Origin of the sequence: Tahibacter aquaticus (assembly GCF_004363655.1) — a bacterium.
GTDB classification, from domain to species: domain Bacteria; phylum Pseudomonadota; class Gammaproteobacteria; order Xanthomonadales; family Rhodanobacteraceae; genus Tahibacter; species Tahibacter aquaticus.
Window position 1 is genome coordinate 1 of sequence record NZ_SNZH01000012.1, and the last position, 14,799, is coordinate 14,799.

The window sequence follows — 14,799 nt, forward strand, 5'->3', positions numbered from 1 at the left end:
GCCAGGCGGCCCTGGGTCAGCAGCGCCACCGGCGCGCAGTCGGCCAGCATGTAGGCGAGCCGGTCGGCCGGATAGGCCGGATCCAGCGGCACATATGCCGCGCCAGCCTTGAGGATGCCGAGCAGGCCGACCACCAGGTCCAGCCCGCGCTGCACACAGATTGCCACGCGCTGGTCAGGCTTCACGCCCTGCGCCAGCAGCGCATGCGCCAGCCGGTTCGCGCGCTGGTTCAATTCGGCATAGGTATACGTTTCTCCTTCGCTGCGCAGCGCCGGCGCCGTGCCGGCGCGCGCTACCTGCGCCTCGAACAGGCTGGCGATGGTCTGCGCACCGGATGCGGCCTGCTGTGTCGCGTTGAAGCCCAGCAGTACTTGCTCGCGCTCACGCGGCGACAGCAGTGGCAGGCGGCTGACGCGCTGCGTGCTGTCGGTGCACATACCGTCGAGCAGGACAACGAAACTGTCCGCCAGCCGTTCGATCGCGGCGGCGTCGAAACGCTCGCTGTCGTAGGCGAAATCGCAGCGCAGTTGTTCGCCGAGGTCGAGCGTCTGCAGCGCCAGCGCCAGGCGGTCGCCGGCCACGCGCTGTTCCAGCGCGAACGGGCGCAATTCCAGCTCGCCCCAGCGCACGGCTGCAGCATCGCCCTGGCTGTTCCAAAGCCCGCTCAGCGCCTGGCCCCGGCGTGCGTTCTGGAACACGAACAGCGCCTGGAAGAATGGATGCACGCCCGCGCCACGCGCTGGCTGCAGGCGTTCGACCAGCTGCGAAAAAGGGTATTCCTGCTGCGCCATGCCTTTCAGCGCCGTGCCGCGCACGCGGCGCAGTAGCTGGGCGACGCTGGGGTCGTCGCCGAACGTGGTGCGCAGGGCGATGACATTGACGAAATCGCCGACCACACCATCCCATTTCGCCTGCCCGCGGCCGGGCATGGGCGCCCCGACGACAATGTCGTCCTGGCCGGCATACCGGTGCAGCAAAGCCTGATAGCCCGCCAGCAGTACGCTGAACAGCGTCGCTGCCTGCTGCCTGGCCAGCGCACCCAGGCGCTGCGTGAGCGCGCTGTCCAGCAGGCGCGTGACGATGCGCTGACGGCCGCCGGACGCCGCCGGGCGCATGCTGTCGCCGGGCAGGTTGAGTACCGGCAGTTCGCCTGCAAGCTGCGATTCCCAATAGGCGAACTGGCGCTGCGCCTGGGCATCCTGAGCGAGCCATTCGCGCTGCCAGGCTACATAATCTGAATATCCCACAGTGGATTTGTCGGCAACTGCGCTGTGCTGGACATCCGACAGCAGCTTGCCCAGCTCTTCCAGCAGCAGCCAGTACGACCAGCCGTCGCAAATCAGGTGGTCGAGCGCGAACAGGAATGCCGACTCGGATTCGCTGCGCCGATACACAACGGCGCGGAACAGCGCGCTGCCGGACAGATCGAACGGCGCGTAGGCATCTTCGCTGACGCGCGACTGCAGCGCTGCGCTATCGAGCCCGCTCGCATCGACGATGCGCAGCGGCACCGGCGCGGCTTCGGCTATGCACTGCTGCGGCGCCTGGCCCTGCAGGCAGCGCAGGCGCGCCCGCAGCATTGGGTGGCGCGCGGCGAGGCGCGCGATCGCGCGGGACAGGGCTGCCTCGTCGACCCGCCCCCGCAAGCTGGCGGAAAAGACATTGTTGTGATTGCCCTGTCCGGCCGGATCGACCTGGTACAGAAACCAGCGGCTGTTCTGCGCCGATGACAGAGGGAACCACGCGTCAATTGCCGAACTAGCATGCATATCGATATTCCATGTGCCGCCACGAGCGCAACGCAGCCGGGAGTTGCCGCCTGTCCGACACCGCAACCTGCGGTATTCGGCCAGGCCGCTGGCAGCAGAATCTGCAGGATGCGGGGCTCAAACCCTGCGACATGCAAGCCTGCCGACGACAACACCGCTGCTCCAGCGCCGATTTGAAAATTTCCATACGGGAACAATTAGTCCCGTTGTATTTGCTGCATCATTTGCAGCGACTACCCGCGTCTCAAGCCGTCTGGCGAGACTGCATGTCCGCAACACCGAATTTCCCGTCGAGAAATTCCGCCAGCTGGCGAATGCTCGGGTTGTCGAACAGCCATTCCAGCTCGACCTCGGCCTGCAGGTGATCCTGGATTTCACGCGTGAAACGCAGCCCCAGCAACGAATCGAGACCGAGTTCCGCAAACGGCGTGGTCGGCGACAGCTCGTGCCTGTCGATCTGCAGCAGCTCAGCCAGCGCGCTCTGCAAGAACTGTTCGCGATTGCTAATTCCCATCCCATTCGACTCCGACAGATACGAACAACGGTTTCCGGCAGCCGGAACAACCGGCTTCAGGCACTTACGCCGGACGCCACATTATCCAGAACACCATCAATGTAATCTCTGCTGCATTGTGATCGCCTGACCTTGCCGCTGGACGTGCGTGGCAGCGCGCCTGGCCTGATCAGTACGACATCGGCCACCGGCACGCCGAACTGGTCGCTGATGCGCGTACGTACGGCGCTGCGGATCGACGGCCATTCCTCCTCGCGGCGCAGCCAGTCGCGCTTGAGTTCGAACACGACGACGAGCCGCTCCACTTCGCCTGACGTCACGCCGAACGCCGCGCCGCCGGCCTGGCGCAATGCGTCGTGGGCAAGCTCGCATTCGTGTTCGATGTCCTGCGGCGAATACTTCCGGCCGTTGACGATGATCAGATCCTTGAGCCGGCCGGTGACATAGAGCTGGCCGTCCTGCAGGAAACCCAGGTCGCCGGTGCGCAGGTACGCCGTGCCGTCGCCGTCGGCGATCTGCGCACGGAAGGTCTGCTGGCTGAGTTCGGGGCGCCGCCAATAGCCCTGCGCGACACTGCCGCCGCCTACCCAGATTTCGCCGGTCTCGCCTTCGCCCAGGCGCAGCAAGGTCTGCGGATCGACGATCTCGACCGTCGTGTCCAGCCGCGGCGCACCGCAACCGACGACGTCGACGCTGTCGCGGCGGCTGATGCGCACCGGCGTGCCGGCCTGGGCGCCGGTAATGAACAGGGTCGACTCGGCCATGCCGTAGCAGGGATAGAAGGCCTCGGCGCGGAAGCCCAGGCTGGCGAAGCGTTCGCTGAAACGCGCGATGGTGGCCGCACGTATCGGCTCGGCACCGCAGAAGGCCACGCGCCAGCCGGACAGGTCGATGCCATCGAGATCGCTGTCCTTGATCGCGCGGGCAGCCAGGTCGAACATGAAATTCGGGCCGCCGCTGACGTTGACGCCGAACTTCGCAATGATCTGCAGCCAGCGTTCCGGGTACTGCACGAACTCGGCCGGTGACAGGAAACCCGCGACGCAGCCGGAATACATCAGCTGCAGCACGCCGCCGACCAGGCCCATGTCGTGGAACAGCGGCAAGGCCGTGAACAGGGACGACGAGGACGAGATTTCCATCGCCTCGGCAATGACAGCGCAATTGCGCACCAGATTGCCGTGGCTGACGACGACACCCTTGGGGTCGCCGGTAGAGCCCGAGGTGTATTGCAGGAAGGCCGGCGCGTGTTCGTCGATGGGCGGCAGCGCAGCCGCCACCGCGACAGCTACGCCCTGCTGCGACAGCTGGCGCAGATCGAACCGCAGCAGCCCTTCGCCGGCCGCCGTCCACTCGGCAATCTCGTCGCCGTCGAACAGGACTGCGCACGCCTGGGCATCGTCGGCGATCAGTTGCAGCCGCTCCAGCAGGTTGCGCCGCTTCGGCACTACCGACGGCACGGCGACGACGCCGCCGAGCAGGCAGGCGTAGAACGCAACGACGAACTGCTGCTGCGACTTGCACACCAGCAAGGCACGCTGTCCGGCCAGTCCCTGGGTGCGCAACACCTGGGCCAGTGCAGCGGCCTGCTGCCACAGCTCGCCAAAGGTCAGGGTCTGCGGCACCAGGCTTGCGCCGCTGAAAAAACGGCAGGCGACACGCTGCGGCTGCAGGCGCGCGCGTTCGCGCATGATGTCGGGGAAGCACGGCGTGCGCTCCACTGCCTCGTCGAGCTGGCTGGGCTGTGCGTAGTCGGCCCCGCCGGTCCGCAGCAGCAGCGGCTCGGCGGGCGCTGCCACCGCCAGCGCTGCGCTGCCATCGCTGGCGATCCTGCCTTCGCTCATCACGATCAGCCGGTCGGCTACGTTGAAATAACGGTCGTCGTGGGAGATCACGATCACCGCCTTACCCTTGGCCTTCAGCTCCGGCAGGATGCGGTTGTAGAACACCAGCTTGAACGAAGGATCCTGGTCGGCAGCCCATTCGTCGAACAGGTAAAGCTCGGCATCTTCGAGATACGCCGCCACCAGCGCCAGGCGGCGGCGCTGGCCGTCGGACAGGGACAGCGTGGAGAAACGGCCGTTCTCGAAGCTGACCTTGCTGTCGAGTTCCAGTGCCTTGAGATAGGCATCCACATCGGCCTGCACATCGCGGCCGTCCAGGCCCAGCGCCCGGTCGAACAGGTAGTAGTCGGAGTAGATCGCCGCGATACCACGGCGGAAACCAGCGAGGTTGTGTGTGTCGACGGTCTCGTCGTCGAAACGGATGGCACCGGCACTGGGGCTGTAGTGCAATGTCAGCAGCTTGCTCAGCGTCGACTTGCCCGAGCCGTTGCCGCCGACGATGAAGGTGATTTCGCCCTTGCGCACTGTCAGGTTCAGCGGGCCGACACGGAAGCCCGCATCGCCCTTGCGGCCTTCGTACTGATAGCAGACCTCGTCGAAACGCAGCGTCTGCCAGTCGCGCCGGGCAGCACACTGGGTTTCGACCGGCTCGTGCTTGATCTGGCCGAACAGCTCGTTGACGCGGCGCAGGGCAACGCGCGCCGTGACCAGCTGCGGCACGAAGTTCAGCAGCACCGCGATGGGCCCGGTGACGTAGAGCAGCACCATGATCACGCCGTTCATTTCCTGCGGCGTGATGGCGTGGTAGTTGGCGAAAACGAAGCTGACCGCACCGATGACGAAGAACGAGATCAGGTCACCGTAGTTCTGCGTGACGCGGATGATGGTATTGCCGGTCTTGCCCGCATCGCGCACGGCGTGCTCGTGCGCGGCAATTACATTGTGGAAATAGTCTTCTCGCTTGTCGCTGTTGAGCTTGAGCTCCTTGGCACCGTGGACCAGCCCGCGGATGGCTTCGTGCAGTCCGTCCAGATTGCGCCGGGCGCGGATCAGGTAGCGCCGGCCCAGCAGCATCGGCGCCTGGTAGGTCAGCGCGCCGAAAAAGATGCACAGCATGACGAAGCGGAACACGGCCGAATTGAGGTAGTACACATAGCCGAGCATGCCGACCAGGGTGACGCAGCTGGTCAGCAGGTCGGGCAGCAGGCGTGCGCCGGCGATCAGCGCCGGCACGTCCGAGGTGATGGACGCGATCAGCCGCGGCATGCCGACGCGCTCCAGGTCGGCGATCGGCGCGTTGGATATGCGCCGGTACAGCGTGGTGCGCAGGTCGCTGGTGGCGTCCATGGACACGCGCGTGAGAATGACCTGCGAGGCTGTGCGCGCAGCGAGAATCAGCAGGCAGGCCAGCACGAAGCTCGCGGCAAACTTGAAATGCGAGATCTGCCAGCCGAACAGGAACGCAGACTCGCTGCCGACCGTGGGGAAGCTGCCGTCCTCGGGCGCCAGGCCGTTGAGCACCAGCGGAATGATCAGCGCGTAGGTCGCACCGGCGAGCACGCCGAGAATGATCGACAGGAAGACACGGTTGGGTGCCTTGTCGACCAGCAGTCCGAGCAGCTTCATGGCGCCTGCTCCGCCGGCTGCCGCGGCGCCGCGGCAGGTATCAGGGTGATTCCCTGTGCGCCGCCGCTGTCGCTGCGCATAGCAGCATATTCCACATTGCGAAAACGTTCGACCATGTCGTCGTAGTGCTTGCTCATCACGTTGCCGGACTGCCCTGTCGAATTCATGTACAGATGCTCGACCGCGCCGGGCGCCAGTGCGATCAGCTGGCGGAAGCCCGCGCCGAAATCCTGCACATAGCCCGACTTGTCCAGCGAAAAATTGGCCACGTTGACACTGTCGGGCGAACCGCCGTTGCCGATGCGGCGCTGGAACACATCGCGCAGCACGCTGACATCGCTGAACGGCGTGTGCCGGTAGACGGTCTCGTGCATGCTGCTCCAGGCCCAGTCCTGCATCGAATCGTCGCCGTCGATCTTGAGCAGCTCGCGCAGGGCGCGGTTGAGCGAGACGTCGAGCACGTCGTCGCAGACCGGCTCGGGACTGACCGCATCGCGCGGACTGCACCACTGGCCCTGTTCGTCGTCGAGCACGCGCTGCAAGCTGTCCAGGTCGAGGCTGTCGACGACCGACCGGGTGTATTGGCTTTCGTCGCTCTTGTTCCAGTTGCCGCCGAGGTCGTTGGCCAGTAGCTGGCGCTTCAGATGCCGTGTCCAGGCATTGAAGATCGAGGCAGCCTGGCTGTCGCCGCGCATGTCGCCCTGCCAGTCCTTGAGGTAGCGATAGGCCAGCCGCTGGCGATCGCTGCTGGGTTCGTGCTGCAGCAGGCGGCCGAGCAGACGCCGTGCCGGTTCGCTCTGGCTGTCGCCCTGGATGCGCTGCATTGCGGCGAGATCCAGCGGCGTGCCTGCATCGCGCGCCTGCCCGAGCAGGGCCGTGATGCGGTCGGCCCGCGTCGGCGTGGCGAAATCGCTGCCGATCAGATACGGATAGTCGTCCGCGACCGGCTTGTTGTTAGCGCTGACCAGGAAGCCCGAGGCCGGGTTGTAGCTTCGCGGCCACGCGGTAAATGGAATGCTGCCGTTCCATTCGTAGCTGTCGGTCCAGCCCGGCACCGGCAGCATGCCGTCGCCACCGTGGCGCGTGGGAATGCGGCCCGCAGCGAGGTAGCCGATATTGCCGGCACGATCGGCATAGACAAAGTTCATCGCCGGTGCGACCTGCTGGCTCAGCGCCTGCTGGAAGGCATCCCAGTCGCCGGCAAAGTTCAGGCGGAAGAAGGCTTCGTAGGACGAGTCGTCCGCATCCAGCGCTGTCCAGCGCAGGGCGGCGGGCTGTTCCAGCACCTTGAACATGTCGCTGACGATGGGGCCGTGGCGCGAGCTGCGCACGAGAATGCGCAAGGGCCGCAGCTTGTTGCGCAGGAAAGCCGGGAAATCCTGCTTGACCTGGATGAATTCCTCGCGCGTGTCGAACGGCACCCATTGCCCGTTCACGGCGTAATAGGCGTTGTCCTCGGGCTTGGCCTGTTCGAGATAGAGATCCTGCGCATCGGCCATGAGGTTGGTGCCGCCCCAGGCGATCTGCCGGTTGCGCCCGAACACCACGACGGGCAGCCCGACCAGGGTCGCGCCGGCAACATCGAGCTGGTCGCCGCGCAGCGAGGCCATGTACCACAGCGAGGGAATCTGCAGCGCCAGGTGAGGATCGTTCGCCAGCAGCGCCGCGCCGTTCGCGGTGAGCTTGCCCGATACCACCCAGGCATTGCTGCCGACGAAGCGGCCGCCGATCTGCAGCCTGGATTCCAGTGTTTTCTGGAATTGTGCAAGTTGCTGCAGAGGCTCCAGCGGCGCGGCACCGAGCTGCGCAACGGTCAGGGCAGCTCCTGCCGGATACTGCGGAAACAGCGCCTGCAGTGTGCGCGGGCTGGCGCTGCGGGCGACCATGAGGCGGTCGATCTCGCGCTGGAAATTGCCGCCGAGATCGAGCGCGAACACCTTGGCCCAGGCCAGCGAATCGAAAACCGTCCAGGGCTCGGGCCTGATGCCGAATACGGCGAACTCGGGCGGCAGCACAGGATTGCCCGCAAGCCAGCCGTTGATGCCGTCGGCATAGGCCTGTAGCGACTGTTGCGCCTGCGGACTGAGCGTCGTCCAGGCAGACCGCGCCGACTGGCTGAAGCCCAGCGTGCGGAACCAGATGTCCTGCGGGATGCTGTCCTTGCCGAACACTTCGGACAGCCGCCCGGCGGCGATGCGGCGCTGGATTTCGAGCTGCCACAGGCGATCCTGTGCGTGCACGAAACCCATGGCGTAGAACGCGTCGCGGTCGCTGGCGGCAACGATATGCGGCACACCCATGGCATCGCGCTGCACGCTCACCGGCGCGGCGACGCCGGCCACTACCTCGCCCTGCACCGGCGGCAGGCTCTTACGCAGATGCCACAGCCCGCCGCCAGCCAGCGTCAGCGCCGGCGCGACGACAAAAACAAGCACCCGAGACAACAGCCCACCCAACATCCCTGTCTCCTAGACAAAGTGTGCGCAATGGCAGAAACGCATCTGCCGCTGTGACCGCCGCCGGCTCACCCCTGACCCGACGGCAGTGCCTGTATGGCCGGATGTCATCTCAACAGTCGAGACGACAGTCAACTCTGCCACTAATAAATTTATCCAATAACCGCATTACTTTTCTTTCGACGCACTACGAGACATAGACGCATGGAGAAGCCGATCGCCGACACCGGCGGCGGCCGCGCCGCAGGAAAATTGCACAAAAATTCCAGAACAGGCGCACCAAAGCCTTGATTGGGCGTTATTTGCCCACGCGTGTTCAGAATGTGTCCGTGTGCCCTGCAAGCCAGGCCCAGCCGTTGATCCGCCACGCAATTCAGCAGCGCGGCGATCCGTGGCTGCGCAATCTAGCCGGTGAATTGCTTATTCCACATTACAAATTATCGACGCAACAAGAGAGACACGAGGCCGCGCACACATTGCCGCAGCGACGGGCCCGCTCCGGCGCTGTAAGCACCTGGCGGACCAGCATCATTCCCACCAGGCCGCGGGACAGCAACCACAGCGGCTTCGTCAGATCACCATTGCAAACATACATACTAAATTTTTACATCTTTATCTCGAAATCCGCGACTGCGGAAAGCAAAAGACTGCCCTGCTCACGCCGGTGCCGTTTCCCTGCGCTGCAGACTGCGCACCATCTCGACCAGGCGCAGCCAGCCTTCTTCTGTGCAGGGACAGTTGTCGCGAAAGCTCATGGTCGCCACGGGCTCGAAGTCTTCCCAGGGCAGATCCTCCCGCGCCAGCATGAGCCGGCAGAGGGAATTCTCGATCGGCGTACGGGTCAGCAGCTGGAAGACCTGCATCTGACGCGTATTGAGTCTCAGCGCAAGCGACAGTTTGTCGATCGTGGCCGCCGACGGCATGCCCTTGTCGCCTTTTTCCAGGCGCCACACATACGCGTGATCGAGGCCGCCCGACAGTCGCTCGATATCGCGGTAGCTCTGCTGGTTCTTCTGCCGCATCTGCGCGATGAATCCCGCCAAGTCCATTCCCACCCCGTGCAACGCCCAGGCCGGCGCAAAATCTGTCCAGGCCGTTGTCTGGACAGACAACGGCAGTGATCACTATTTGGATTGCCACCACCGATCCGCGTGACCGCGGCGATGTTGCCCGAGTGAACAACGCCACACCGGCAATTGTTTCCATCAGAGCTTAGTTCACTCGTAGCTGCACCGCGCCGCGGATCAGCGCAGCGTGAAATTCGCCGCAATTAATTTGCTTGACAATTCGAGGCCAGGAAACAATGCGCGCCAGTACTGAGGTTGCGCAGACTCGGCACGGGTATAGCAAGCTCAGCAGCAAAATTGCATGCCCCCGACGGACGTGAGCAGCGCGGCACTCCAGTTCGCAGGGTCCCCAACCAGCCGGGGCGGCGCGTTCGACCACCTGCTGCCGCAGCCGTGCGGCGTCTGCAGCCTGGTTCGTCGGCCGCAGTGCGCTCATGCCCGGCAGATGACGTTGGCTGAGGCCGGTACGCAGGAACGCTTGCGCGCACGACGGTGAAAGAACCAGCGCCGAACCGCGGTCCCTTGGTTCGAACCGCTGAACGGCATCGCATAGGGACGCGCGGAGACCTGGTTCCCCGCTGTACCGCACGATGCCGGACTCGCCCCTTTTGTTCCATGCCCCGTTTCCGGAGCCGTGCCATGCCCCTTGTTCGCCATCTCCGACGCGCTGTCCTGAGCGTGTTCGCCTGCCTTGCGCTGGCCGCCTGCATGGCCGAATCGTCAGCGACCTTGCCGGCGAAACTTCCGGCAGCCAGCGGACCGGTCGACACGATCGTCCTCGGCATGGGCTGTTTCTGGGGTGCCGAAAAACGCATGTCCGCCCTGGCTGGCGTGGTCGACGTCGAGAGCGGCTACGCCAACGGCAGCATTCCGGCGACCTACAAAGCAGTGCTTGAACACGAGCAGGCGCTACAGCGGGGCAAGGCGACCGGCAGGAATCACGCCGAAGTCATCAAGGTGTCGTTCGATACGGCACAGGTTACGCTCGAAGACGTGCTGATCCGCTTCTGGGAAAGCCACGATCCGACCCAGGGCGATCGCCAGGGCAACGACGTCGGCAGCAATTACCGCAGCGCGATCTACACCGATTCGGATGCGCAGCAAACCATCGCCCTGGCCACCCGGGATGCCTACCAGAAAGCGCTGGCGGCGCAGGGACTGGGGACGATATCCACCGAGATCGCGCCGCTGCAAACCTACGGCGCCGCCGAGGACTACCACCAGGACTATCTGCAGAAAAATCCGAACGGCTACTGCGGGCTCGGTGGAACGGGCGTCGTGTATCCGCGCCAGGCGGGCGCTGGCACCTCGCCGATGCCGGCGCACCCGGTCGCGGTGGCCACCGCGCTGGACGCCAGCAGCCTCGACGCCAATCGCCAGCTGGTCGTGTTTGAATCCAATGAGTGTCCGTACTGCGAACAGTTCAAGCGCGACGTGCTCGATCACTGGAAGTCGCCGGTTCCTGTCGCACGCAGCCTGAGCCCGGATGCGCCGCAGGGATGGTCGTTGCAGAAAGCCGTATTCGCGACCCCTACCATCGTGCTGTTCGAGCACGGCAAGGAGGTATCGCGCTACACCGGTTACAGCGGCGAGCAGGAACGCTTCTGGAAATGGCTGGGCTTCCGCCTGCTCACGCCCGAACAGCAGAAGATCGCGTTCGAGCAAGGCACGGAGCGGCCGTTCACCGGTTCGAACCTGGACGAGAAACGCGCGGGCACGTTCGTCGACCCGGTGACCGGCGTGGCCCTGTTCCGCAGCGACAGCAAGTTCGACAGCGGGACGGGCTGGCCAAGTTTCTTCAACCCGCTGGAAGGCGCCGTCACGCTGCACGAAGACGAATCGGCCGGCATGAAGCGCGTTGAAGTTCGCAGCGCAAGCTCGGGGATCCACCTCGGCCACGTGTTCGATGACGGGCCGCCGCCAACCTACAAACGCTACTGCATCAACGGCAACGTGTTGAAGTTCGTTCCTGACCCCGGCGCTTAGTTAATAGAAATTTATATTCACTTGTTTTTATGACAGCAGAAACGAAGCAAGGCATGGCGAGCGCGTTGAGCCGAGCGCCAGCGCTCGGTTCGCTCGCCAGCAACAGTGCGCGCACGCTTCGGGCTGTGGGAATGCTGTGTCATTGAACGCATTTTTGCAGCCACCCAATCGCCCATGCTTTGGTCTACGTTGACGGCAAAAATACGGCGATAGGCTTCATTGCAGCGGATGAAACAACCGTCATCCTCGGAAGCCACCGCTGCGGAATCGACGGCCGGCCAGTCTTCGCAGGATGACGTCAAATCACTCCCACTCGATCGTCGCCGGCGGCTTGCCGCTGATGTCGTAGACCACGCGCGACACGCCGCGCAGTTCGTTGATGATGCGGTTGGAGACGGTGCCGAGGAAATCGTAGGGCAGATGCGCCCAGTGCGCGGTCATGAAGTCGATGGTCTCCACGGCACGCAGGGCAATCACCCATTCGTAGGCGCGCGCGTCGCCGACCACGCCGACGGATTTGACCGGCAGGAAGACGGCGAAGGCCTGGCTGGTCTTGTCGTACAGATTATGCGCGCGCAGTTCCTCGATGAAGATGTGATCGGCACGTTGCAACAATTCCACATAGTCAGGCTTTACTTCGCCGAGTATGCGCACGCCCAGGCCCGGGCCTGGGAACGGATGACGGTACACCATGGCGCGCGGCAGGCCGAGTTCCACGCCGAGGCGACGCACTTCGTCCTTGAACAGCTCGCGCAGCGGTTCGACCAGGCCGAGTTTCATGTGCTCGGGCAGGCCGCCGACGTTGTGGTGGCTTTTGATCACGTGGGCCTTGCCGGTCTTGGAGCCGGCGGACTCGATCACGTCGGGATAGATGGTGCCCTGGGCCAGCCATTTCACGTCGCTGAGCTTGGCGGATTCTTCCTCGAAGATCTCGACGAACAGGCGACCGATGATCTTGCGCTTGGCCTCGGGGTCGTGCAAGCCGGCCAGGGCGGCGAAGTAGCGCTCGGCCGCGTTGACGCGGATCACGTTGACGCCCATGTGCTCGGCCATGGTTGCCATGACCTGGTCGCCTTCGCGCCAGCGCAGCAGGCCGGTATCGACGAATACGCAGACCAGCTGATCGCCGATGGCGCGCTTGAGCAGTGCAGCGACGACCGAGGAATCCACGCCGCCGGACAGGCCCAGCAATACCTTGTCGGAACCGACCTGGGCGCGCACGCGCGCGGCGGCGTCTTCGATGATGTTGGCCGCCGTCCACAAAGTAGCGCAGCCGGCAATATCCACAACGAAGCGGCGCAGCAGTTCGGCACCCTGCTTGGTATGGGTGACTTCCGGATGGAACTGCACGCCGTAATAGCGGCGTGTTTCGTCGGCCATGGCTGCGTACTGCAGCGATTCGGTCGCGCCGACTGCGGCAAAGCCCGATGGCAGTTCGACCACGCGGTCGCCGTGCGACATCCATACGTCCAGCGCAACGACACGTACAGCGTCTTCGTCGACGGCAGCGACCGCGCCCTGCACCCCCATCCAGGATTCGCCTTCGCCGTAGGCCGGCAGCTTGCCGTCGTCGCCGGAAAGGCCGCGGAACAAGCTGCAGGAGAGATCGGCCTTGACCTGGGCATAGCCGAATTCACGGTGATGCCCGCTTTCCACCTTGCCACCCAGCTGTTCGGCCAGGGTCTGCATGCCATAGCAGATGCCGAGCACGGGCACCCCCAGCTCGAACACGGCCTGCGGCGCGCGCGGCGAGTTGGCTTCGGTCACCGACTCGGGGCCGCCGGACAGAATGACCGCACGCGGCGCGAAGGCCGGAATATCGGCGGCATCGTGGTCCCAGGCCCAGATTTCGCAGTAGACGCCGAATTCGCGGATGCGCCGCGCAATCAGCTGGGTGTACTGGGCGCCGAAATCGAGGATCAGGATCTTGTCGTTGTGGATGTTCTGCATGTTCAGGGCTGTTCCTGGCGTTGATCGCCGCACGCGGAGTGCAGGAAAAATTTGGGGACCCGCAGGTCCCCAGTATTCGTTCAGTCGAGGCGGTAGTTCGGCGCTTCTTTGGTAATTGCTACATCGTGCACATGTGACTCGCGCACGCCGGCGCTGGTGATGCGCACGAATTGCGGCTTGGCGTGCAAGTCTTCGACCGTGGCGCAGCCGACATAGCCCATCGAGGCGCGCAGGCCGCCGACCAGCTGGTGCACGATGCTGCGCAGCGGTCCGCGGTAAGGCACGCGGCCTTCGATGCCTTCGGGTACGAGCTTGTCGGCGTCGGCATCGTCCTGGAAATAGCGGTCCTTGGAGCCCTTCTGCATCGCGCCCAGCGAACCCATGCCGCGATAGCTCTTGTAGGAGCGGCCCTGGTACAGCTCGACTTCGCCGGGGGCTTCCTCGGTGCCGGCGAACATGCCGCCGATCATCACGCAGGACGCGCCGGCAACGAGTGCCTTGGCAATGTCGCCGGAATAGCGGATGCCGCCATCGGCGATCAGCGGTACGTTGCTGTCGCGCAGCGCGTCGGCAACCATGCTCACCGCAGTGATCTGCGGCACGCCGACGCCAGCGACGATGCGCGTGGTGCAGATGGAACCGGGACCGACGCCGACCTTGACCGCATCGGCACCCGCATCGACCAGGGCGCGGGCCGCATCGCCGGTGACGATGTTGCCGCCGATCACCTGCAGGTCCGGGAAATTCCGCTTGACCCAGGCGACGCGATCGAGCACGCCCTGGGAGTGGCCGTGGGCCGTATCGACCACGATCACGTCGACACCGGCTTCGACCAGCGCGGCAATGCGTTCTTCCGTATCGCCACCGACACCGACCGCCGCGCCGACGCGCAGGCGTTCGTGCGTGTCCTTGGCGGCGTTGGGGTTGTCGCGGGCTTTCTGGATGTCCTTCACCGTGATGAGGCCGCGCAGGCGGAAACCGTCGTCGACCACCAGCACTTTCTCGATGCGGTGCCTGTGCAGCAGCGCGAGGACTTCCTCTTCGTGCGCGCCTTCGTTGACGGTGATCAGGCGCTCCTTGCGCGTCATGATGTGGCGCACCGGATCGTCGGGCTTCTTCTCGAAGCGCAGGTCGCGGTTGGTGACAATGCCGACCAGGTGCTCGCCGTCGACCACCGGCACGCCGGAGATATTGCGCGCACGCACGATCTGCATGACTTCGCGGATGGAAGTATCGGGCGAAACGGTGATGGGATCGCGGATCACGCCGGCTTCGAATTTCTTCACCAGGCGGACTTCTGCGGCCTGGCGTTCGACCGGCATGTTCTTGTGGATGATGCCGATGCCGCCGCACTGGGCCATGGTGATGGCGAGGCGGGCTTCGGTAACCGTATCCATGGCGGCGGCGAGGACCGGAATATTCAGCCGGATGCCGCGGGTCAATCGGGTGGAGAGGCTGACGTCCTTGGGCAGGACGTTGGAGTACGCAGGAACCAGCGAGACGTCGTCGAACGTCAGGGCTTCAGCGAGGATGCGCATAGGCTTATGGACCGCCGCAAAAACGAGATTATACGGGAAGGTTTGCGCG

9 protein-coding genes are annotated in these 14,799 nt (G+C 64.5%); 1 reads left to right on the plus strand and 8 read right to left on the minus strand.

Annotation, left to right across the window (positions count from 1 at the left end; translation table 11 throughout):
* From DFR29_RS18210 to DFR29_RS18230, 5 genes are all read right to left on the minus strand, one after another.
* Positions 1–1,769: condensation domain-containing protein (locus DFR29_RS18210; RefSeq protein ID WP_166654189.1), on the minus strand; the 1,769-nt coding region annotated here is incomplete at its 3' end.
* Between the two features lie 244 nt (positions 1,770–2,013).
* Positions 2,014–2,283: an acyl carrier protein gene (locus DFR29_RS18215; protein ID WP_133820063.1), complete on the minus strand. Its 270-nt coding sequence runs from the start codon at positions 2,281–2,283 to the stop codon at positions 2,014–2,016.
* 56 nt (positions 2,284–2,339) lie between these two features.
* On the minus strand, positions 2,340–5,753 hold the full coding sequence (locus DFR29_RS18220; RefSeq protein WP_133820064.1) for a cyclic peptide export ABC transporter: 3,414 nt from the start codon (positions 5,751–5,753) through the stop codon (positions 2,340–2,342).
* Positions 5,750–8,212, minus strand: a complete 2,463-nt coding sequence (locus tag DFR29_RS18225) for a penicillin acylase family protein (RefSeq protein ID WP_133820065.1) — start codon at positions 8,210–8,212, stop codon at positions 5,750–5,752. Before DFR29_RS18225 ends, DFR29_RS18220 begins: the two co-directional genes overlap by 4 nt.
* A 653-nt stretch (positions 8,213–8,865) precedes the next feature.
* A complete protein-coding gene (locus DFR29_RS18230; protein WP_208113644.1) occupies positions 8,866–9,252 on the minus strand; it encodes a helix-turn-helix domain-containing protein in 387 nt (128 codons plus the stop codon).
* A 516-nt stretch (positions 9,253–9,768) separates the two neighbouring features.
* On the opposite strand from DFR29_RS18230, the gene msrA reads away from it, so the two are divergent.
* Positions 9,769–11,262, plus strand: a complete 1,494-nt coding sequence (msrA, locus tag DFR29_RS30540; RefSeq protein WP_425598850.1) for a peptide-methionine (S)-S-oxide reductase MsrA — start codon at positions 9,769–9,771, stop codon at positions 11,260–11,262.
* A gap of 17 nt (positions 11,263–11,279) precedes the next feature.
* Here the strand turns inward: msrA and DFR29_RS18240 are convergent, their stop codons facing one another.
* From DFR29_RS18240 to guaB, 3 genes are all read right to left on the minus strand, one after another.
* Positions 11,280–11,564, minus strand: a complete 285-nt coding sequence (locus DFR29_RS18240; RefSeq protein ID WP_133820067.1) for a hypothetical protein — start codon at positions 11,562–11,564, stop codon at positions 11,280–11,282.
* 1 nt (position 11,565) lies between these two features.
* Positions 11,566–13,212 (minus strand): glutamine-hydrolyzing GMP synthase, encoded by a 1,647-nt coding sequence (gene guaA, locus DFR29_RS18245; RefSeq protein ID WP_133820068.1) that lies wholly within the window; start codon positions 13,210–13,212, stop codon positions 11,566–11,568.
* Positions 13,213–13,292: 80 nt separating this feature from the next.
* On the minus strand, positions 13,293–14,750 hold the full coding sequence (gene guaB, locus DFR29_RS18250; RefSeq protein WP_133820069.1) for an IMP dehydrogenase: 1,458 nt from the start codon (positions 14,748–14,750) through the stop codon (positions 13,293–13,295).
* Positions 14,751–14,799 lie beyond the last annotated feature (49 nt).